At 68.6% G+C, this 19,456-nt stretch carries 18 protein-coding genes, 1 tRNA gene and 2 pseudogenes; 11 read left to right on the forward strand and 10 right to left on the reverse strand.

Annotated features, from left to right (window positions below):
• Nucleotides 1-80 precede the first annotated feature (80 nt).
• A complete protein-coding gene (locus Q5Y72_RS02175) occupies nt 81-755 on the forward strand; it encodes an AzlC family ABC transporter permease (protein WP_305962072.1) in 675 nt (224 codons plus the stop codon).
• An 11-nt stretch (nt 756-766) separates the two neighbouring features.
• Entirely contained in the window at nt 767-1,090 is a 324-nt protein-coding gene (locus Q5Y72_RS02180; protein WP_305961782.1) for an AzlD domain-containing protein, read from the forward strand.
• On the opposite strand, the gene Q5Y72_RS02185 is transcribed toward Q5Y72_RS02180, so the two are convergent.
• The 4 genes from Q5Y72_RS02185 to Q5Y72_RS02200 are packed head-to-tail and all read right to left on the reverse strand — an operon-like array spanning nt 1,075 to nt 4,645.
• Nucleotides 1,075-1,701: a hypothetical protein gene (locus tag Q5Y72_RS02185; RefSeq protein ID WP_305961783.1), complete on the reverse strand. Its 627-nt coding sequence runs from the start codon at nt 1,699-1,701 to the stop codon at nt 1,075-1,077. The two genes, Q5Y72_RS02180 and Q5Y72_RS02185, sit on opposite strands and share 16 nt — an antisense overlap.
• Nucleotides 1,702-1,720: 19 nt before the next feature.
• Complete coding sequence (locus tag Q5Y72_RS02190; protein ID WP_305961784.1) at nt 1,721-1,873, reverse strand: aa3-type cytochrome c oxidase subunit IV; 153 nt, start codon at nt 1,871-1,873, stop codon at nt 1,721-1,723.
• Nucleotides 1,874-1,928: 55 nt separating this feature from the next.
• Nucleotides 1,929-2,951, reverse strand: a complete 1,023-nt coding sequence (locus Q5Y72_RS02195) for an MBL fold metallo-hydrolase (protein WP_305961785.1) — start codon at nt 2,949-2,951, stop codon at nt 1,929-1,931.
• Entirely contained in the window at nt 2,948-4,645 is a 1,698-nt protein-coding gene (locus Q5Y72_RS02200) for an acyl-CoA dehydrogenase family protein (RefSeq protein WP_305961786.1), read from the reverse strand. The genes Q5Y72_RS02195 and Q5Y72_RS02200 overlap by 4 nt, the downstream gene beginning before the upstream one ends.
• 111 nt (nt 4,646-4,756) lie before the next feature.
• On the opposite strand from Q5Y72_RS02200, the gene Q5Y72_RS02205 reads away from it, so the two are divergent.
• Nucleotides 4,757-5,716 carry an L-threonylcarbamoyladenylate synthase gene (locus Q5Y72_RS02205; protein WP_305961787.1) on the forward strand — a complete coding sequence of 320 codons (960 nt, stop codon included), beginning with the start codon at nt 4,757-4,759 and terminating at the stop codon, nt 5,714-5,716.
• Nucleotides 5,717-5,846: 130 nt separating this feature from the next.
• Here the strand turns inward: Q5Y72_RS02205 and Q5Y72_RS02210 are convergent, their stop codons facing one another.
• Nucleotides 5,847-6,707, reverse strand: a complete 861-nt coding sequence (locus Q5Y72_RS02210) for a D-amino-acid transaminase (protein ID WP_305961788.1) — start codon at nt 6,705-6,707, stop codon at nt 5,847-5,849.
• A gap of 167 nt (nt 6,708-6,874) precedes the next feature.
• On the opposite strand from Q5Y72_RS02210, the gene Q5Y72_RS02215 reads away from it, so the two are divergent.
• On the forward strand, nt 6,875-7,837 hold the full coding sequence (locus Q5Y72_RS02215; RefSeq protein ID WP_305961789.1) for an L-malyl-CoA/beta-methylmalyl-CoA lyase: 963 nt from the start codon (nt 6,875-6,877) through the stop codon (nt 7,835-7,837).
• A gap of 57 nt (nt 7,838-7,894) precedes the next feature.
• Here the strand turns inward: Q5Y72_RS02215 and Q5Y72_RS02220 are convergent, their stop codons facing one another.
• Nucleotides 7,895-8,779, reverse strand: a complete 885-nt coding sequence (locus Q5Y72_RS02220) for a TIGR02186 family protein (protein WP_305961790.1) — start codon at nt 8,777-8,779, stop codon at nt 7,895-7,897.
• The gene (locus Q5Y72_RS02225; protein ID WP_305961791.1) at nt 8,779-9,693 is read right to left on the reverse strand and encodes a sulfite exporter TauE/SafE family protein; all 915 of its coding nucleotides are present in this window, start codon (nt 9,691-9,693) and stop codon (nt 8,779-8,781) included. Before Q5Y72_RS02225 ends, Q5Y72_RS02220 begins: the two co-directional genes overlap by 1 nt.
• 172 nt (nt 9,694-9,865) lie before the next feature.
• On the opposite strand from Q5Y72_RS02225, the gene surE reads away from it, so the two are divergent.
• The 3 genes from surE to Q5Y72_RS02240 are packed head-to-tail and all read left to right on the forward strand — an operon-like array spanning nt 9,866 to nt 12,564.
• Nucleotides 9,866-10,696 (forward strand): 5'/3'-nucleotidase SurE, encoded by an 831-nt coding sequence (surE, locus tag Q5Y72_RS02230; RefSeq protein ID WP_305961792.1) that lies wholly within the window; start codon nt 9,866-9,868, stop codon nt 10,694-10,696.
• Nucleotides 10,696-11,358, forward strand: a complete 663-nt coding sequence (locus Q5Y72_RS02235) for a protein-L-isoaspartate(D-aspartate) O-methyltransferase (protein WP_305961793.1) — start codon at nt 10,696-10,698, stop codon at nt 11,356-11,358. The genes surE and Q5Y72_RS02235 overlap by 1 nt, the downstream gene beginning before the upstream one ends.
• 36 nt (nt 11,359-11,394) lie before the next feature.
• Nucleotides 11,395-12,564 carry a LysM peptidoglycan-binding domain-containing protein gene (locus Q5Y72_RS02240; RefSeq protein ID WP_305961794.1) on the forward strand — a complete coding sequence of 390 codons (1,170 nt, stop codon included), beginning with the start codon at nt 11,395-11,397 and terminating at the stop codon, nt 12,562-12,564.
• Between the two features lie 121 nt (nt 12,565-12,685).
• On the opposite strand, the gene Q5Y72_RS02245 is transcribed toward Q5Y72_RS02240, so the two are convergent.
• Genes Q5Y72_RS02245 through Q5Y72_RS02255 form a run of 3 tightly spaced genes read right to left on the reverse strand, consistent with a single transcriptional unit; the run spans nt 12,686 to nt 16,085 of the window.
• Nucleotides 12,686-14,026 carry a hypothetical protein gene (locus Q5Y72_RS02245; protein WP_305961795.1) on the reverse strand — a complete coding sequence of 447 codons (1,341 nt, stop codon included), beginning with the start codon at nt 14,024-14,026 and terminating at the stop codon, nt 12,686-12,688.
• 23 nt (nt 14,027-14,049) lie between these two features.
• Nucleotides 14,050-15,432: a TolC family outer membrane protein gene (locus tag Q5Y72_RS02250; protein ID WP_305961796.1), complete on the reverse strand. Its 1,383-nt coding sequence runs from the start codon at nt 15,430-15,432 to the stop codon at nt 14,050-14,052.
• Nucleotides 15,432-16,085, reverse strand: coding sequence for a protein-L-isoaspartate O-methyltransferase family protein (locus tag Q5Y72_RS02255; protein WP_305961797.1), 654 nt, complete (start codon nt 16,083-16,085; stop codon nt 15,432-15,434). Before Q5Y72_RS02255 ends, Q5Y72_RS02250 begins: the two co-directional genes overlap by 1 nt.
• Nucleotides 16,086-16,211: 126 nt before the next feature.
• Here Q5Y72_RS02255 and Q5Y72_RS02260 point away from each other — a divergent pair.
• The 4 genes and pseudogenes from Q5Y72_RS02260 to Q5Y72_RS02275 form a co-directional block, all read left to right on the forward strand.
• A tRNA-Cys gene (locus tag Q5Y72_RS02260) sits at nt 16,212-16,285 on the forward strand.
• A 205-nt stretch (nt 16,286-16,490) separates the two neighbouring features.
• Complete coding sequence (locus tag Q5Y72_RS02265; RefSeq protein WP_305961798.1) at nt 16,491-17,945, forward strand: site-specific integrase; 1,455 nt, start codon at nt 16,491-16,493, stop codon at nt 17,943-17,945.
• Between the two features lie 391 nt (nt 17,946-18,336).
• Nucleotides 18,337-18,996 (forward strand): annotated as a pseudogene (locus tag Q5Y72_RS02270) (Mu transposase domain-containing protein); the annotation flags it as partial.
• Nucleotides 18,975-19,361, forward strand: a pseudogene (locus tag Q5Y72_RS02275) (ATP-binding protein); the annotation flags it as partial. The pseudogenes Q5Y72_RS02270 and Q5Y72_RS02275, both read left to right, overlap by 22 nt.
• Nucleotides 19,362-19,456: the final 95 nt, after the last annotated feature.

Consider the following 19,456-nt stretch of genomic DNA (forward strand, 5'->3'; position numbering starts at 1 on the left):
GCCAGCAGCAACCCGCCGCCGACGACGCGGCGGGCGCGCGCGCGCTGGCGCGCTCGCCGCGCGCGGCCTTCGTGCATGGCATGGTGCAATCGGTGCCCTTCCTGATCGTCATCATCCCCTTCGCGCTGCTCTTCGGGGTGGTCGCGCTGGAAGCCGGCATGGATCTGGCGCAGGTGATGGGCTTTTCGGTGCTGGTGCTGGCGGGGGCGTCGCAGTTCACGGCCGTGCAGCTGCTGTCGGACAATGCGCCGGCGATCATCGTGATCCTGTCGGGCCTTGCGGTGAACCTGCGCATGGCGATGTATTCGGCCTCGCTGTCGCCCTGGCTGCGCCGTGCAAGCGCCCGCCAGAAGGCCTGGATCGCCTATGCGCTGATAGACCAGAGCTATGCGCTGGCGATCCAGCACTACGAACGCCACCCGAGGCTGTCGCTGGATCAGCGGCTGGCCTATTTCGCCGGCACCGCGGTGGCGCTGTGCCTTCCCTGGATGGCGGCGTCATGGCTGGGCGCCACGGTCGGACAGGCGATCCCGGACGACATCGCGCTGGATTTCGCCATGCCGATCACCTTCCTCGCGATGATCGCGCCGATGCTGCGCACGGTCGCGCATCTGGTCGCCTGCTTCGTCGCCGTGGCGGGGGCGCTGGCCTTTGCCGGGCTTCCCTCGGGGCTGGGCCTGCTGATTGCCGCGCCGATCGGCATGGTCGCCGGCGCGCTTGTCGAGGCGCGAGCCGAACGGCAGGGGCGCGCGTGATGGGGGGCGGCATGTCGGACCTGACGGTCTGGGCGGTCATCATCGTCCTGGGGATCGGGACGTTCCTGATCCGCTGGTCCTTCCTCGGCGCGCTGGGGCAGCGCGAACTGCCGGGCTGGGTGCTGCGGCTGCTGCGCTACACGCCGGTCACGGTGCTGCCGGCACTGGTCGCGCCGCTGGTCATGTGGCCCGCCGCAAACGGCGGCGAGCCCGAACCCGCGCGCCTTGCGGCCGCTGCCGCGACCGTCGCGGTCGGGGTGTTGAGCCGGAACGTCATCCTGGCGATCACCGCCGGGGCGGTCACCCTGTTCGGGCTGCCCTACATCCTGGGATAGCCGGTCACGACGCCGTTCTTCTGGCGCAGCAGCACGTCGTGATTGTTGGCCGGATCGCCGTCGCGATGCCGCTTCGAGGTGACGCCCGGCAGGGTCCGGAACCAGTTGCGCAGCTTGATGGGGGAAAATCCGGTCGGCACGGTCTCGAATCCCGGCACGCCGCGCAGGACATTGCCCGTCTCGATCGCGCAGAAGCTTTTCGCGCTGGCGCCATTCGCCTCGGCCCGCGCGATGGCCAGGTCGGCAACCTCGCGGCTGACCGGCACGCTGTCCTCGGCCACCCAATAGGTGCTGCGGGCGTGGTAATCGATGTAGAAGTTCTTGAAATTGTCCGTGATGCCATACAGCAGGTCGCGCCGTTCGGGGATGCGCGGATGGTTCCAGGTGCCGGCGGGATCATAGATCACCCGCTGGCTGCCATTGATCATCAGCGCCGCATGGCCCCCCTCGCCGCGCGGAATCCCGATCACGGTAAACAGCGTGATCGAGGGCGGCTCGTCCGAGACGAAGCGCGCCGCGCGCACCGCCTCGTCGCTGGCCCAGATGTTGTCGGCGCCACAGGCGGCCAGCAGCGCCGGCGCCGACGCGGCAAGAAAGAAGCGTCTGTTCATGGATCCGGTCCGCCGTCGCTCAGGCGTTGGTCAGCGCCATGAAGATCAGCACCAGGATCGACACCACGACAACCCAGATGGCCATGCGGATGAAGCCGGCAAAGGTCTTCTGATGGGCGGTGATGTCCATTTCACCGTGCTTGTGATCGGAAACGTGCTGATGATCGGCCATGTGCCTGCCCTCCGGTGCTGCTTTTGCCTTGCGATAGCCCAAAGAGCGCGGGCTGTCACGCCCCCCAGAGGATCGCGCCGTCGCTTTCGCCGACCGCGCGGATGCGGCCCTTGCGACGCAGATGGTTGATGTGCGCGACCGCCTCGACCAGCGCCAGCCCGAATTCCATCGCCGCGATGCGCCGCTTGAAGAGGATATCGAAACAGCCCACCGCGCTGCGGGGAGTCTCGGCCAGCGCGGCCTCGATCCTGGCCAGCGCGCCGTGGTGGTTGTCGATCAGCTGGCGCAGCCGCAGTGGCAGGCCGGTGAAGGGCAGCTTGTGGCCGGGCAGGACAAGATGGCGCGGCTCGGCCAGAGCCGCCATCCGCGCGCAGCTCTCCAGCCATTCGCCGACCGGGTCGGCTTCGGGCTCGGTCGGGTAGACGCCCAGATTGGGCGAGATCGAGGGCAGCAGCTGGTCGCCGCCGATCACGAGATCGTCATCGCGCGACCAGAAGGTGAGGTGACGGGGCGCATGACCGTCGCCCATCGCCACCCGCCAGCGCCGCCCGCCGAAGCGCGTCTCGTCGCCCTCGCGGATGCGCGTGAAGCCGGGCGGCAGCGGATGCACGACATCGGCGGAATTGTAGGGTCTTTCGGCCGCGCGGCGGGCCAGCATGTCGGCGGGCATCCCCGCCTGACGCCAGAAGTGCAGCGCCTGCGGCGTCGGGCGGGGCTGATGGTCCAGCTGCAACATCCGCGCGGTCAGCCATGCGGTGCGGCTCATCGCCAGTTCGGCCCCGTCGGTCTCAATGAACCAGCCGGCCAGGCCGATATGGTCGGGGTGGTGGTGGGTGCCGATCACGCGGCGGATCGGCAGCCCCTGCAACGGCCCCGCGCGCAGCGTCTGCCAGATCGACCGGGCACGGGCGGTGTCGAAGCCGGTATCGACCAGCGTCCAGCCGTCCCCCTCGCGCAGCGCGTAGACATTGACGTGATCCAGCGCCATCGGCAGCGGCAGGCGCATCCACAGGACGCCCTCGGCAAGGGCAAGGGCCGTGCCCTCGGCCGGCGGCGTCTCGTGGGGATAGCGGATCACGCCGCGACATCACCCGACAGCGCGGCGTCGTCAAGGGCGGCCAGATCGTCAAGCCCGGCGATTGCCTCGGCGATGTCTCCGGCATGGCGAGGCAGCACCCGGGTCATGAACACCCGCGCCAGCGCCAGCTGCTGCGCCCCGCCCGCCATCGCCGCGCGCAGGTGGAAATGCCCGCCCAGAACCCGCGCGAAGGCCGACAGATAGGCTGCCGCGCCGGCAAAGCGTTCCGGCAGATCACGCTCGAGCATGGCCTGCGTCGCCTCGCGCAGCGTCTCGGCGGCCTGCCACAGCGGGGTCGCCAGATCCTCGTGATCGGCATGGGCGGCGCGGGCGCCGTCCAGCACCTCGTCCAGCAGCCGGATCGCGGCGTCGCCGCCATCCGACAGCTTGCGTCCGACCAGATCCATCGCCTGGATGCCGTTGGTGCCCTCGTAGATCGGGGTAATGCGCACATCACGCAGATACTGGGCGGCACCCGCCTCCTCGACATAGCCCATGCCGCCATGCACCTGCACGCCGGCATCGGCGACGCGGCAGCCGACATCGGTGCCATAGGCCTTTGCGATCGGCGTCAGGAAAGCGGCGCGGGCGGCCTGTTCGGCATCGCCGGTGGCCCGTTCGAGGTCGATGGCGACGGCGCAAGCGAGGCCGATGGCGCGGGCGGCGAATATCTCGGCCCGGGCGGTGGCCAGCATCCGCCGCACATCGGGATGGCCGATGATCGGGCCCATCTGGTCGCGGTCGCGCGCATAGGCGACGGCCTGTTGAAGGGCAGCCTCGGCCACGCCGACGCCCTGCATGCCGACGCCAAGCCGGGCGCAGTTCATCATCGTGAACATCGCGGCCATGCCCTTGTGTTCCTGCCCGATCAGCCAGCCGGTCGCGGCCTCATAGCTCATCACGCAGGTCGGGCTGCCGTGAATGCCCATCTTTTCCTCGAGGCTGACCACCTTGAGGCTGTTGGCAACGCCGGGATCGCCGTTCTCGTCGGGGATGAACTTGGGCACCATGAACAGGCTGATGCCACGGGTGCCCCTGGCGGCATCGGGCAGCCGCGCCAGCACCGCGTGGCAGACATTCGAGGTCACGTCGCTGTCGCCCCAGGTGATGAAGATCTTCTGCCCGGTGATGGCAAAGCTGCCATCGCCATTGGGCACCGCCTTCGTCGTCAGCGCGCCGACATCGCTGCCCGCGCCCGGCTCGGTCAGGTTCATCGTGCCAGACCACTCGCCGCTGATCAGCTTGGGCAGGTACAGCGCCTTCAGGTCGTCGCTGGCGTGGTGTTCCAGCGCCTCGATCTGCCCCTGGGTGAGCAGCGGGTTCAGTTGCAGCGCGAGGCAGGCGCCCGACATCATGTCCGCCACCGCCATGTTCAGCGCCTGCGGCAGGCCCATGCCGCCATGTTCGGGATCGGCGGCAAGGCCGATCCAGCCGCCTTCGGCGATCGCCCGGAACCCCTCGGCAAAGCCGGGCGAGGACCGCAGGCGGCCATTCTCCAGCCGTGCCGGGGTCTCGTCGCCATTGCGGTTCAGGGGGGCGAGGACCTGGCTGGCCAGCTTGCCGGCTTCGGACAGAATCGCCGCGCAGGTGTCGTCGGTGGCCTCGGCAAAGCGGTCGGTGCCGCGCAGCTCGGCAAAGCGCACGACATGGTTGAGGATGAAGGCGATCTGGTCGACCGGCGCGACAAAGCTCATCTGGTTCTCCCCCGCTGCGCCTTGGCTTCATGCGCCGGCGCGATTATCTGTGTGGTCTGGCGGCATCTTAGGTGGATGCGGCACCGTCTCAACCGAAACCCGGCGTCACGAATGCAGACTGAACGACTTGGCACCAGCCCCGACGATCTGGCGCGGGCGGCCCGGCTGCTGGCTGCGGGGCGCTGCGTCGCGATCCCGACCGAGACTGTTTACGGGCTGGCCGCCGACGCGACCGACGACCGCGCGGTGGCGGCGATCTTCGCCGCCAAGGACCGGCCCGCATTCAATCCGCTGATCGTGCATCTGGCCAATGCGGCGGGCGCGCGACGCCTTGCGGTCTTCGGCTCCGAGGCCGAGGCGCTTGCGCAGGCCTTCTGGCCGGGCGCGCTGACGCTGGTGTTGCCGCTGCGGCCCGATGCGGGCATCGCCGGGCTGGTGACGGCGGGGCTGGCCAGCGTTGCGCTGCGGGTGCCGGCGCATCCGGTGGCGCAGGCGCTGCTGGCGCAGTTCGGCGGGCCGGTCGCGGCTCCCTCGGCCAATGCCTCGGGCCGGATCAGCCCGACCCGCGCCGATCATGTGCTGGACCCCGAAGGCGGGCTGGCCGGGCGGATCGCGGCGGTGGTGGATGCAGGCCCCTGCCCGGTCGGCGTCGAATCGACGATCATCGGCTGGCCGGGCGGCCGGGCGACGCTGCTGCGCCCGGGCGGCATCCCGGCCGAGGCGGTCGAGGCGGCGCTTGGCCATCCGCTGGCCCGCACGACGGCCGATCCCGACCGGCCGCTGGCGCCCGGCCAGTTGCTGAGCCACTACGCGCCCCGCGCAAGCCTGCGCCTGAACGCGGCGGTGGCGCACCCCGGCGAGACGCATATCGGTTTCGGGCGCGGGGCAGCCGACGGCGCGCTGAACCTGTCGCCCTCGGGCAACCTGGTCGAGGCGGCAGCGCGGCTGTTCGACTGCCTGCGCCGCGCCGACGCGGCCGGAGCCCCGATCGCGGTCGCGCCGATCCCCGATCACGGTCTGGGCGCTGCCATCAACGACCGGCTGCGCCGCGCCGCCGCGCCCCGCGGCTGATCGCGGCGCCACGGGCCTCTGCCGCGGTGGGGGGCGCGGCCCCCGCCCCCCGTCGAGGGGGCCGGTCGCCGGGCGGGGCAAGCCCGCCGGCCCCGCCGCGAGGCGGATCGCGCCCGGCACCGATGTGGCGTCAGAGCCCGGCGCTGCGGCTTTCCTCGAGATAGATTTCCCGCAGCCGCGCCGCGACCGGGCCCGGCGTGCCGGTGCCGATGGCCGCGCCGTCGATCTGCACCACAGGCATCACGAAGGCCGAGGCCGAGGTGATGAAGGCTTCGTCGGCGGCCTGCGCCTCGGCGATGGTGAAGCTGCGTTCCTCGACCTTCATCTGCGCCTCGGCCGCCAGCCGCAACACGGCGGCCCGGGTGATGCCGTGCAGGATGTCATGGCCCAGTTCGCGGGTGATGATCGTGCCGCCCTTGACGATATAGGCGTTGTTCGAGGTGCCTTCGGTCACCCGGCCATCCTCGACCAGCCAGGCATCGTCGGCGCCGCGCGCCTTCGCCTCCATCTTGGCCATCGACGGATACAGCAGCTGCACCGTCTTGATGTCGCGCCGGCCCCAGCGCAGGTCCTCGACGCTGACGACCTTCCAACCGGTGCGGGCGGCGGGCGCATCGGCGAGGCCGGGCTTGGACTGGGTGAACATCACCACCGTCGGGGGGGTGTCGGCCGACGGATAGGCGAAGTCGCGATCGCCCGGATTGCCGCGCGTCACCTGCAGGTAGACGAGCCCGTCGGTGATCGCATTTTCGGCCAGCAGGCGGCGATGCGCGTCCAGATATCCCGCCTCGGACAGCGGGTTGGCGATCGCCAGTTCGGACAGCGACCGTTGCAGCCGCGCCATGTGACCGTCGAAGTCGATCAGCTTGCCGCCCAGCACGCTGACCACCTCATAGACCCCGTCGGCCATCAGGAAGCCCCGGTCGAACACCGAGATCGTGGCGCGATCCTCGGGCAGATACTCGCCATTCACATAAACCGTCCGTGTCATTCGACCCCTCCGTGCCGTCGCCTCTCGCCCCCTGCTCCTGCGCCCAAAGCGGCCGGAAGGTCAAGCGCCGCCGGCTTTCGCCGCAGTGCAGGAATAAGCCTTGATGCAGTCGCAGCGAAAGATTATTACCCGTTCCAGCCCCGAAACATTCCGAACTGGACCCACGCATGAGTTTCCGAACCCAGCCCCTGCCCCCGGCCCGTCTCAACCGCTGCCAGCTGTTCGGCCCCGGCTCGCGGACCGCGCTGTTCGAGAAGATGGCGAAATCGGCCGCCGACGTCATCAACCTCGATCTCGAGGATTCGGTGGCGCCCGATGACAAGGCGCAGGCCCGCGCCAACATCATCGCAGCCATCGGCGACATCGACTGGGGCGACAAAACGCTGTCGGTGCGCATCAACGGGCTGGACACACCCTACTGGTATCGCGATGTCGTCGACCTTCTGGAACAGGCCGGCGAGCGGCTGGACCAGATCATGATCCCAAAGGTAGGCTGCGCCGCCGACATCTATGCGGTGGATGCGCTGGCCAGCGCCATCGAGGCGGCAAAGGGGCGCGACAAGCGCATCGGCTTCGAGGCGATCATCGAATCGGCGGCCGGCATCTGCCATGTCGAGGAGATCGCCGCCGCCTCGCCCCGGATGCAGGCGATCAGCCTCGGCGCGGCCGATTTCGCGGCCTCGATGGGGATGGCCACGACCGGCATCGGCGGCACGCAGGAGAATTATTACATGCTGCGCGAGGGCCAGAGATACTGGCCCGATCCCTGGCACTGGGCGCAAACCGCCATCGTTGCCGCCTGTCGCACGCACGGGGTGCTGCCGGTCGACGGGCCCTTTGGCGATTTCAGCGACACCGATGGCTATGTCGCGCAGGCGCGCCGCTCGGCCACCTTGGGCATGGTGGGGAAATGGGCGATCCATCCCAGCCAGGTGGCGCTCGCAAACGAGGTGTTCTCGCCCTCGCACGAGGCGGTCACCGAGGCGCGAGAGATCCTGGCCGCGATGGACGAGGCCAAGCGGTCCGGCGCCGGGGCCACCGTCTACAAGGGCCGCCTGGTCGACATCGCCTCGATCAAGCAGGCCGAGGTGATCGTGCGGCAGGCCGAACTGATCTCGGCGCCGGCCTGACCGTCGATCGGGCCTGACCGCCGACCGTGCCCGACCCCGGGGCCGGCCGCGCGCCGGTCAGGCCCGGCGCAGCCTGCGGAAGGCCGCCGAGGCGCCCCAGCCCGCCGCGACCGCGACGGCCAGCGACATCAGCCCGTAAAGCAGCGGCCGGTCGAAGGCCAGCCGGTAGAGCCAGCGTTCCAGCCCGACCTTGCGGACCTCGATCGGCGCCCGGTAGAGATCGACCACCTCGCCGTCGCGCAGCAGGAAGATGCTGGTCTTGTAGCTGCCCTCGATCAGGTTCGCGGGCAGCCGGATGTCAGCCCTGAACAGGGTCTGGTCGACGACCTTCACCGCCCCCTCGTCCAGCCGATAGAGGCCGCTCCGCTCGCGCAGCCGGATCAGCGCCTCGGTGAAGGGCACGGCATCCTCGACGCTGGCCGTCCCGCCGAAGGCGCGCAGCGCCAGCGGCAGCGAGATCCGGTAGCGGCTGTCCCATTCCGGCCGCAGGATCTGGTCCAGGGGCGCGCTGGTGGCCACGGCATAGAAGCCCGGCGCGGCCCCGATATCGACATGGTCGGCATTGACCCAGATGCCCAGCCTGCGCTGCTTGCGCCAGATCGTCAGCGCCTGCGCCGGAGCCTCGATGGTCATGATGACCTGCAGGGGCGGGCCGTCGGGGATCGGCGTCTCGCGCTTGACCGCGCCATAGATGAGGATGTCCGATCCGTCGAAGCTGGCCGTGATCGCCACCGAATCCCGCGACAGCCCGGCCACAACCTGTTCGGGGGCCTGGGGCGGGGCCTCGGCCGGCACCGGGCGCTGCCGCGCCGGATCGGGATAGACCGGATAGCCCTGCCGCGGCGGCTCGAGCGGCACGGTCGAGCCGGGCGCCTGCTGGGCGGGCACGACGGGTGCGGCCAGAAGCCAGACCGCGCAGGCAGGGCCGAGCGCGGCGCGCATCACCGCGGCTCCGTGGTGATGGCGTAAAGCTCGTCGGGGCGCAGGAACAGGTCCAGCGCCAGCTTGCCGCAGACCAGCAGCACCAGAAGGGCCAGCAGGATGCGCAGCTGTTCGGCGCGCAGCCTTGCGCCGAGGGTGGTGCCGAACTGCGCGCCGATCACCCCGCCCACGATCAGCAGCACGGCCAGCATGATGTCGACGGTGTTGTAGCTGACCGCATGCATCAGCGTGGTGAAGGCCGTCACGAAGGTGATCTGGAACAGCGAGGTGCCCACGACGACCTTGGTCGGCATGCCCAGCAGGTAGATCATCGCCGGCACCATGATGAAGCCGCCGCCGACGCCCATGATCGCGGCCAGCACGCCGACCGCAAGCCCGACCAGCAGGGGCGGGAAGACGCTGATATAGAGGCCCGAGGTGCGGAACTTCATCTTCAGCGGCCAGCGATGCACCCAGTTGTGCTGGTGCAGGCGCTTGCGATGGGTCGGGTTGCGCGACCGGCGCAGCGAGCGGATGCCCTCGTTCAGCATCATCGCGCCGATCAGCCCGAGGAACACGACATAGCAAAGCTGCACGACCAGATCGACCTGGCCCAGCCCCTGCAGGATCGTGAACACCCAGACCCCCAGCCACGAGCCGACAAGCCCGCCGGCCAGCAGCACCCCGCCCATGCGGAAATCGACGGTCTTGCGCTTGACATGTGCCAGCACGCCGCTGACCGACGAGGCGACCACCTGATTGGCGCCGGTGGCGACCGCGATGGCCGGCGGGATGCCGATGAAGAACAGCAGCGGCGTGATCAGGAAACCGCCGCCGACGCCGAACAGACCGCTCATCAGCCCCACCAGCCCGCCAAGGCCGATCAGCGTGAAGGCGTCTACGGAGACTTCGGCAATCGGAAGATAGATCTGCATGTGTCGCGCGGCGGCTGGATGGCCGAAGCATGCAACGCCCACCCCGGCGCGTCAAACCGCTTTCGGTCAGGCGTTCAACGGGTTGAAGCGGCCGCCCCGCACGGCTAATCAATGGGCAAGCACGGGCGGACGCGCATCATGCGGCGGCAGCCTGAACGCGCGCGGGGCCGGAATGCGGATACTCATCACCAATGACGACGGGATCAACGCGCCGGGCCTCGAGGTCATGGCCGAGATCGCGGCCGAACTGGCCGGCCCGCGCGGCGAGGTCTGGACCGTGGCCCCCGCCTTCGAACAGTCCGGCGTCGCCCATTGCATCAGCTATTCGCATCCCACGATGATCGCGCGGCTGGCGGACCGGCGCTATGCAGCCGAGGGCAGCCCCGCCGACTGCGTGCTTGCCGCCATCGCCGACGTGATGGCCGAAACGCCGCCCGACCTGGTGTTGTCGGGCGTGAACCGCGGCAACAATTCGGGCGAGAACGTGATGTATTCGGGCACCATCGGCGGCGCGATGGAGGCCGCGCTGCAGGGCCTGCCGGCCATCGCGCTGTCGCAATATCTGGGCCCCGAGACCGCCGATCTGGCCGATCCCTTCGAGACCGCGCGCCGCCACGGCGCCCGCGTGATCCGGCGCCTGCTGGATCACGCGGACTGGACCTCGGGCGACGATTTCCGGCTGTTCTACAACGTGAACTTCCCGCCGGTGCCCGCCGACCGGATGCGCGGGATCCGCGTGGCGCCGCAGGGGCGGCGGCAGGGCACGCGCTTCGGCGTGGTGCCCTATACCGCGCCGAACGGGCGGCGCTTCATGTGGATCGCCGGCGGCTCGCAGCAGGCGCCGGCGCGGCCGGGCAGCGACGTGGCGGTGAACATGGAGGGTTATGTGTCGGTCACGCCGATGCGCGCCGACCTGACCTGCCACCGCTCGCTGGACGCGCTGTCGCAGGCGCTGGAGGGCGGCGAGCCCGCGGATCTGCGGGCCGGGGCCGGCACATCCTGATGGAGCAGAGCGGCGACGACGAGGACGGCACCGCCGAGCGCAAGATGCGCTTCCTGTTCCAGCTGCGCTCGCGCGGCGTGACCGATCCACGGGTGCTGGACTCGATGGAGCGCATCGACCGCGGCCTGTTCGTGCGCGGCCAGTTCGCCGACCGTGCCTATGAGGACACGCCCCTGCCGATCCCCTGCGGCCAGACGATCAGCCAGCCCTCGGTCGTGGGACTGATGACCCAGGCCCTGAACCCCGGCCCGCGCGACACCGTCCTGGAGATCGGCACCGGCTCGGGCTATCAGGCGGCGGTGCTGGCGGGGCTGTGCAGGCGCGTCTACACCGTCGACCGCCACCGCAGGCTGGTGCGCGAGGCCGAGGCGATCTTTCACGATCTGGGCCTGTCCAACATCACCGCGCAGGTCGCCGACGGATCGCGCGGGCTGCCCGACCAGGCGCCCTTCGATCGCATTCTGGTGACCGCGGCGGCCGAGGATCCGCCCGGACCGCTGTTGGCACAGCTGAAGATCGGCGGTATCATGGTGGTGCCGGTGGGCCAGTCGGACGCCGTCCAGACGCTGATCCGGGTGACCCGGTCCGAGACCGGTTTCGATTACGACGAATTGCGGCAGGTCAGGTTCGTGCCGCTGGTCGAGGGGTTGGGTCAGACATGACCCCCGGCCGCACCGAGGCAGGTTGAGGACGACAGGATGAGCAGGATCTTCACGCGTCACGTCGGCGCCGCTGCGGCCCTCGGGTTGCTGGCGTCATGCGGCCCCAACGGCTTCGACCCCGATCTGCGCCGGCTGATGCCCGGAGCGCTCAGCACCACCGAGGCGGCCTCGCGGGCCGCGCCGCGCCCGCAACCCGACGGCAACGGCCTGATCACCTTCCCCGACTACCAGGTGGCCATCGCGCGCAAGGGCGACACGCCTGCGATCGTGGCCGCGCGGCTTGGCCTCGGCGCTGCGGAACTGGCACGGCACAATGCGCTGGCACCCGATGCGCCGCTGCAGCCTGGGGCGGCGCTTGTGCTGCCCCGCCGCGTGGCCGCCGCTCCGGGCGCGGCGCGGCAGGTGACCAGCAGCACCGGCCTGGTCAGCGATCCCTTTGCCGGTCAAGGCGTGCGCCAGCCCGAGGTGCCGGGGCGCAGCAGCGCGCCGGCGGCGTCGGCAGCGGCGCCCGCCGCGACATCGGCCACCGCCCAGCCGGGCCAGCATGTCGTGGCGGCCGGCGAGACCGCATGGTCGATTGCCCGGAAATACGGCATCGGCGTCGAGGATCTGGCCTCGTGGAACGGCCTGCCGTCCAGCATGAGCGTGCGCGTCGGACAGCGCCTGCTGATCCCGGCGGCGGGTCAGCGACAGGCGGCGGCGGCCGCGCCCGTCACCACGGCGCCCGGCACCGGCAGCCCGACGCCGCGGCCGCCCTCGGCCGCCAAGCCGCTGCCGCGCGAGGACACCCGTCCCGCCGCCGAGCCGGCGCCGACCCCGCCATCGACCGATCTTGGCGCAACGCGCACCGCGGCATCGGGCGGCGGCCGGTTCAGCATGCCGGTGAGCGGCGCGATCATCCGGGTCTATGAGAAGGGCCGCAACGAGGGGATCGACATCGCCGCATCACAGGGCAGCCCCGTCATCGCCGCCGGCAGCGGCACCGTCGCGGCGATCACCCGCGACACGGGCGGCGTGCCGATCGTGGTGATCCGCCATGATGGCGGGCTGATGACGGTCTATACCGGCCTCGACGGGCTGAAGGTCGCGAAGGGCGATCAGGTGTCTTTGGGCCAGCAGCTGGGCACGGCCGGCAGCGGCGGCTTCGTTCATTTCGAGGTGCGCCGCGGCTTCGACAGCGTCGATCCCGAGGATTACCTCGGCTGAGGGCGGCCCGGCCGGCGGTCCTCGCCAATGGCGTTCCGTGGGCATCGCGCAATCAGGACTTGCCGGGCCACCTGCGAGGCCCGGCATGATGGGGTGTTCCGCTGAAGGTGGCATCGGCCGGTCAGATGCGGTCGAGATAATCCTCGATCGCCGCCGCCACCTCGCGACGGATGACCGCCCTCAGATTGCGCGAAAAGCGTTCGCCCAACTCGCCATGCAGTTCTTCCTGGATCATCTCGCGCAGCAGGTCGCGGATGCTCTGCTCATCGACCTCGGGCGTGACGATCGCCGCTTCGCCAGCCAGGGTCGGCCCGGCGGCGGGTTCGGGCGCGCATGCCTCAGGGGCCGCGGGCGCCGTCAGCATCGCCTGCGCAGTGTCCTGTGCAGGACCCGCCTCGGGGATCGGCGCCTTGTCCAGCCCCGTCCGGGGAGCCCCGACCGCCTCGAGCGCGGCCAGAACCGCGGCGAACTCCGAATCCGCCGCCGAGGGCGAACCGGCCACCTCGGCCTGCGCGTCTTCGGGATCATGGTGCGTATCATCCAGCACCCGGCCTTCGTCGGGCGCCGCCAGATCCGCCCGCAGACCGTCATCGGACCGGGTGGCGACGACCGTGACCGGCGCCTCGCGACGCTCGATCCGGCCGGAAAGGAAGGATGGCAGAGACGGTGCCGAGTGGGCCGGAGACGTGGCGTCGGCGCGCGTGGAGCCATCGACATCGGGGCGCATCCGCGCCTTCCAGTCAAAGGCCTCGGCGAAATCGTCGTCATCCTCGTGCTGCCGGGCAAGCGGCGCCGGGGCGGCAGGTGCCAGTGGCGGGCGGTGAAGCGGCGGGCGGTGCAGGGGCGGTTCTTGCCGGGCACCGCCACGCAGGCCGGTGCCGTCATCCTGGGTCAGCACCCGGCGCGTCGCATCAAGGCGCAACGGCGCGACCGCGCCCGCATCCTGCCTGCCGACCTGCGGCGCGGCCGCGGTTGCGGACAGCGAACGGACAAGGTCATTGCGCGCGGACGGCAGTTCCGGCCGCGCCTCGGCACGCTGGAAGGCCGGGGCGTCGGCGGGGGCGGACAATCCGTCATGGCGCAGGATGCGCGGCTGCGCCGTCACGGCGCCGCGGTCGGACAGGGCCGCCACCGGCCGCGCCGCTTCGGGGCTGTTGGCAAGCCCGCCAAGGGGCCAGCCCTCGCCCGCCTCGTCATCGGCGCGGGCAGTCGCCTGCGGAAGGTCGCTGCGGCTCTCGTCGGGTGCCGCGGTGCCGGCGAGCCTGCGCGCAAGCGCCGCGTTGCCGCCATAGCGCCGTGCCAGGAATTCGCCGGCATCCTGGTCGATCGTCCCGCCCGGTCCGGCGGCGCGATCGCCGCCCAGGGCCTCATCCTCGGCAATCAGCTTGCGAATGGCGCTGAGGACGTCGCCGATGTCCTCGGAAAGCCGGGCCGCGTTCTGCGCGCTGCGGGGGTCAGGCATGGCCACCCCCCGTCTTGCAGGCTTCAGTTGCCGCGGCCCAGCGCGCGCAGGACCCGGTCAAGGCTTTCGCCCTGCGTGCTGCTGCGTGGCGCGTCACGCACGGCGTTGTAATACTGCGATGGATCATAGGTCGGAATCCCCAGGTTCAGGTGTTCTACCGTCAGAAGACCCATAGCAGCCAGAAGTTGATAATGTGCTAACTGGAGATTGGTTTCGGCCGACAGCTTGTCGGCCCGCGCCTCGAGAAGCGACTGTTCGGCATCCAGGACGTCCAGCGTGGTCCGCGCGCCCAGCAGGGCCTCTTCCCTGACCCCGTCATAGGCTTGTTGCGCGGCCGAGATCTGCTTGTCGATGGCGCTGATCTGCGCCCGCGCCACGTCGATGTCCGACCAGGATTCGCCGACACGCTGGCTGATCTGGCGCGAGACGTTCAGCAGTTGCGCCCGCGCCTGATCGCGCTGCGCCATCGCCTTGCGATGCGCGGCGGGAAGCCGGCCGCCGGAGTACAGTGTCTGGCTGAGTTCAAGCCCGGCCGAGGCGCCCAGCCGGTTGTCGTAATTGCCGAAGGTGTCGGGCCCGCGGGTCACGCCCAACCCTGCATTGGCGGACAGCGACGGACGCCCCTCGGCGGCCGCAGAGGCCACGGCCAGTTCCGCCGCGGCGGCCTGACGCTGCGCCTGAAGGATCAGGGGATGCGTCTTTTGCGCAATCGCCCGCGCAGCATCGACCGATGCCGGGCGCCTGGGCAGCGGCGGCGGCGCATCCAGCGCGGCCGGCTTGCGGCCGGTTGCGGCCATATAGGCCTCGCGCGCGATCTCGCGGTCGCCCTGGGCCGCGGCCAGCGCAGCCTGCGTCGCGGCCAGCGAGGCATCGGCCAGCGCCACATCGGTCACGGTGATCTCGCCCACGTCGAAACGGTCCTGGGCGGCCTGACGTTCGCGGGTCAGGACCTCGACCGAGTTCTGCTGCAGGCGGACCTGCTCATTCGCGCGCCAGATCCCGAAATAGGCCGATGTCGCGGCCAGCAGCACGTCCTGCTCGACCCCTACCAGCGCCTGCCGCGTCGCCAGAACCTGTTCCTTGGCGCCGTCGATGGCCAGTTGCGACCGGCCCCAGTCGTACAATGTCATCTCGGCCCCAAGCGTCAGCGAGGTGGTCCGGCTGGTGGTGCTGCCCTCGTTGCGCCGCACCGAGTGGTCCAGTACCCATCGCAACACGGGGCGCAGCTGCGCGATCGCGCCGGCCACGTCCTCGTCGGCGGCGCGCAGCACGGCGCGGTTCTGTTCGATCAGCGCCGAATGGCGATAGGCGGCGACCATGGTGTCGGCCAGCGACTCGGCCCGGGCGGGCAGCTCCGCGGTGATCGCCAGCGCGGCACCCAGTGCCAGGGCCTTCGGGAAACGCATCACAGGCTGAACCCCCGCGTGGCCGCAAAGCCCGCCAGCAGCGGCGCATGGGCGTTGAAGCCATAGCGCCAGTTCACCCGCCCGCCGAGGCAGTGCCCGATCCGCACGGTCCCCAGGCTGCCCTCGAGGAACAGCGCGGCGATGCGGCCGCCCTCCTTCAACTGGCCGGTGATCGTGTCGGGGACCGCCTCGACGCCGCCGCCGATCAGGATCGCGTCATAGGGGCCCTGCTTGGGCGCCCCTTCGGCCAGCGCCCCTTGCAGCACCGCAACGTTGAACAGCCCGGCCTCGCCCAGCCGACGCTCGGCCTCGCCGGCCAGATCCGCGTCCTCCTCGATGGCGACGACCGCCTCGGCAAGGCGCGACAGCACCGCCGAGGAATAGCCATAGCCGCAGGCCAGATCCAGAACCAGGTCGTCGGGCTGCACGTCCAGCGCGTCGATCATCTTGGCCAGCGTGCGCGGCTCCAGCAGCACCCGCCCGCTGCCGATATCGAGGTTCTCGCCCGAATAGGCGACAGCGCGGCGCGCGGGCGGCACGAAATCCTCGCGCGGGATGGTCAGCATCGCCTCGATGATGGGAAATTTGGTGACATCGTTGGGGCGAACCTGGGTATCCACCATCATGATACGACGGGCGGCGAAATCGGTCATGTCTGGAACCTCTGCTCGACCTGCTTTGCAGGCTTATTGCCACGATTTCCGGGGGTGGGCAACGTCGGTCGTTCCTGTCTTGCATGGGCGTTCGCGATCCATTATGCCGGGCGCACTCTGATCGGCGGCGGGTTGGCGGAGAGGTTACGCACCGGATTGCAAATCCGTGAAGACCGGTTCGATTCCGGTACCCGCCTCCATTTCATTCTAAATCATAGGGTTAGTGGCTGAACGGTCGGGTGTGACACAAAGTGGGACACACGCCCTATGATGCTGTCATCCTATCTAAGCCCTTCTCGGCACGGTGTTTATTACTTCCGCTGGCCTATCCCTCCGTCCAAAGAGGGAAAGCGGACCACGGTTCGCATCTCCCTGCGGACACGGTGCCCGGATCGGGCTGGTGATTTGGCCCGCCATCTTGCATCCTGCGGACGAATACTGCGCGAGAACACTGCATTGGCGGGACTGAGACAAACCGAGATACGCGAGAAGGTACAAGCCTACTTCAAGGCGCAACTGGACCAGTACCTTGACTGGCTGGACCGGCGCGGCATGTCGAAGAACGCCTTGGAAGACGTTCGCTGCGAGATGCTGGACCATGAAAGCTATCTCGACATGGAGATGGAGAGCGACCAATACCTGCCCGTCAAGCCGTTCCTGAGAAAGTCGGGCCTGACGGCGCAGGACTGGCAAGCCAGCCAGCCCATGATGCAACGCGAACTTCGCAAGGGCCGCCGAGACTTGCTCCGGGCCGTTTTAGAAGCCGCAGAGCGCCTTGAGCATTATTCCTATGATGATGCCCCGGATATCGCTCCTGCCCCTCCTGCGCCCGCTCTGCCAGCCTCATCGCCCTTGGGCGCGGCGGTCGATGATTTCATCGCTGAGCATTCCCGCCAATGGGCTGGTAAGACCATCGGCCAGAACCGGGCCTACCTGAACATCCTTGTCGAATACTTTGGCCCGGATCGACTGCTTGCCACGATCACCAAGCAGGATGCGAGCGAGGTCAAGAAGGTGTTGCAAGCACTACCAGCTAGCCGGAACACCAAGCCCAAGTTGAAGGCCATGCCGTTGATGCAGGTCATCAAAGAACCGGGGCACAAGAAGATCGCGGCCAAGACTATCAACAGCCATATCCAGATGTTCAAGATGTTCTTCGACTGGGCGGAACGGCACGGCCATTCTCCGCACACGCTCTTTGAAGGTATGAAGGTGAAGAAGGACAAGGCCAGCGAGAGCGAGCGCAAGCCCTTCACACCGGATCAGGCGCGGTTGATCTACACCGAGTTGACGGAAAACCCGTCCGGGCTGGTGCGCAAAGACAGCCACAAGTGGGGAATGCTCTTAGGCATGTTCACCGGGGCGCGCCTGAACGAGATTTGCCAACTCGACATTGCCGATGTGAAGCAGGACGGCGACACATGGTTCCTGAACATCACGGACGAAGGCGACGACACCAAGAGCGTCAAGTCGAAAGCAGGACGGCGCAAGGTGCCGCTGCATTCCGAGTTGATCCGCCTTGGCTTTCTCGACTTCGTGGAAAGCCGCCGGAACGGCACACGCCTGTTCCCAGACTACAGTTACAGCGCCAATGGCGGCTACGGTCGCAACTTGGGCCGCTGGTGCAACGAGAGTTTCTTGCCCAAGTTGCGGATTAAACAACCGGGCCTAGTGTTCCATAGTCTGCGGCACACGATGGTAACGCGGCTTGGGCAAGCAAACGTGCCAGAGCCGATCATCCAGTGCATTGTTGGCCACGCCCGGTCAGGTGTCACGCAGGAAGTCTATCTGAGGGAAGGCTACACGCTGGCACAGTTGAAAGACGGCATTGACCGCTTCGCCATTGAACAGGCTAACTAGCCGGGCGGCTGGTCGGGGCCATCCCGCATGGCCCCTTCCATCGTGTAAGCAAAACGGCCAGCTACATCTGACGTGCAAGGTTATTCCACTACAGCCATGCAATCATTGAACATTGCAACGTCTTTGTGCTGGTCGAACCGGGCAAAGCAATGGTCGAAAATGGGCGTGCACGAAAGGTGGTTCATAGGCGTACATCTGTTCATCCCGCTTATCGCCACTGCTGCTCTCAACTCATGCCATGTCTGATCTTCGGGTGACACGGTTGCAGTGATTTGCAAGGCATCCTCAACAGCGGTGTGCAGACCGGACAAATCCCAGCAAGCATCTTGCTGGCCGCAAAATGTGACAAACCTCGCACAAAGCGTCTGACTATTTAGGATGTCACGAAACGTCTCCGCGCCTGCGGGTGAGGAGCTACGAGGAGCTGAACGCACTTCTGATCGACAAGTGCGTCGCCTGGGCCAAGGCCAATCCGCACCCCGAGATGACGGACCGGACCGTGTGGGAGGTGTTCGAAGCAGAACGCCCGCAGCTTGTGCCCTATGCCGGACGCTTCGACGGCTTCCATTCCGTGCCGGCGGCCGTGTCCAAGACCTGCCTCGTGCGGTTCGACAACAACAAATACTCGGTGATGGCCAGCGCGGTGGGGCGACCGGTCGAGATCCGCGCCTATGCCGAACGCATCGAGATCCGGCAGGACGGCCGACTTGTCGGGGATCACCCCCGCTGCTTTGGCCGGGGGCGGACCGGTTACGATCCATGGCACTATGTGCCGGTCCTGGTGCGCAAGCCTGGGGCGCTGCGCAACGGCGCGCCGTTCAAGGACTGGGTGTTACCCGGTGCCCTGGAGAAGGTGCGCCGCAAGCTGAAGGGCGTCGATGACGGTGATCGCCAGATGGTCGACATCCTCGCCGCCGTCCTGACCGAAGGCCTGCCCGCGGTGGAGGCCGCTTGTGCCGAGGCCATCGCGCAGGGCGTCCATTCCGCCGATGTCATCCTGAACATCCTGGCACGCCGCCGCGATCCGGCGCCGCCGCCCTTGCTGCTGACTTCATCCGCAACGGGGCCCGTGGCCGCTTCTTCAACGTCGTGGATCTGGTCAACAAGCTGGAGGCTGAAGCCCGCGCCGGGCGCGCCGGGCGCTTGGCCGAACATTTGATGCGCCTCGACTTCGTCGTTCTGGACGAACTGGGCTATCTCCCCTTTGCCCAATCCGGCGGGCAGCTCTTGTTCCACCTAATCAGCAAGCTTTACGAACAGACCTCGGTCATCGTCACCACAAACCTTGCCTTCGGAGAATGGCCGACGGTCTTCGGAGACGCCAAGATGACGACCGCGCTGCTCGACCGCCTCACCCATCACTGCGACATCGTCGAAACCGGCAACGAGAGCTGGCGCCTCAAAACCCGCGTCTGAACCCGGCTGAAACGCTGGCCCGAGACGGCTGCGCTACCTGAAAAGCTACGCCGCCTCGGGCCAGCTCACGTCCCGCCAGAGGGGTCCCTTTTGGA

This window comes from Paracoccus spongiarum (assembly GCF_030732095.1).
In the GTDB taxonomy this organism is placed as follows: domain Bacteria; phylum Pseudomonadota; class Alphaproteobacteria; order Rhodobacterales; family Rhodobacteraceae; genus Paracoccus; species Paracoccus spongiarum.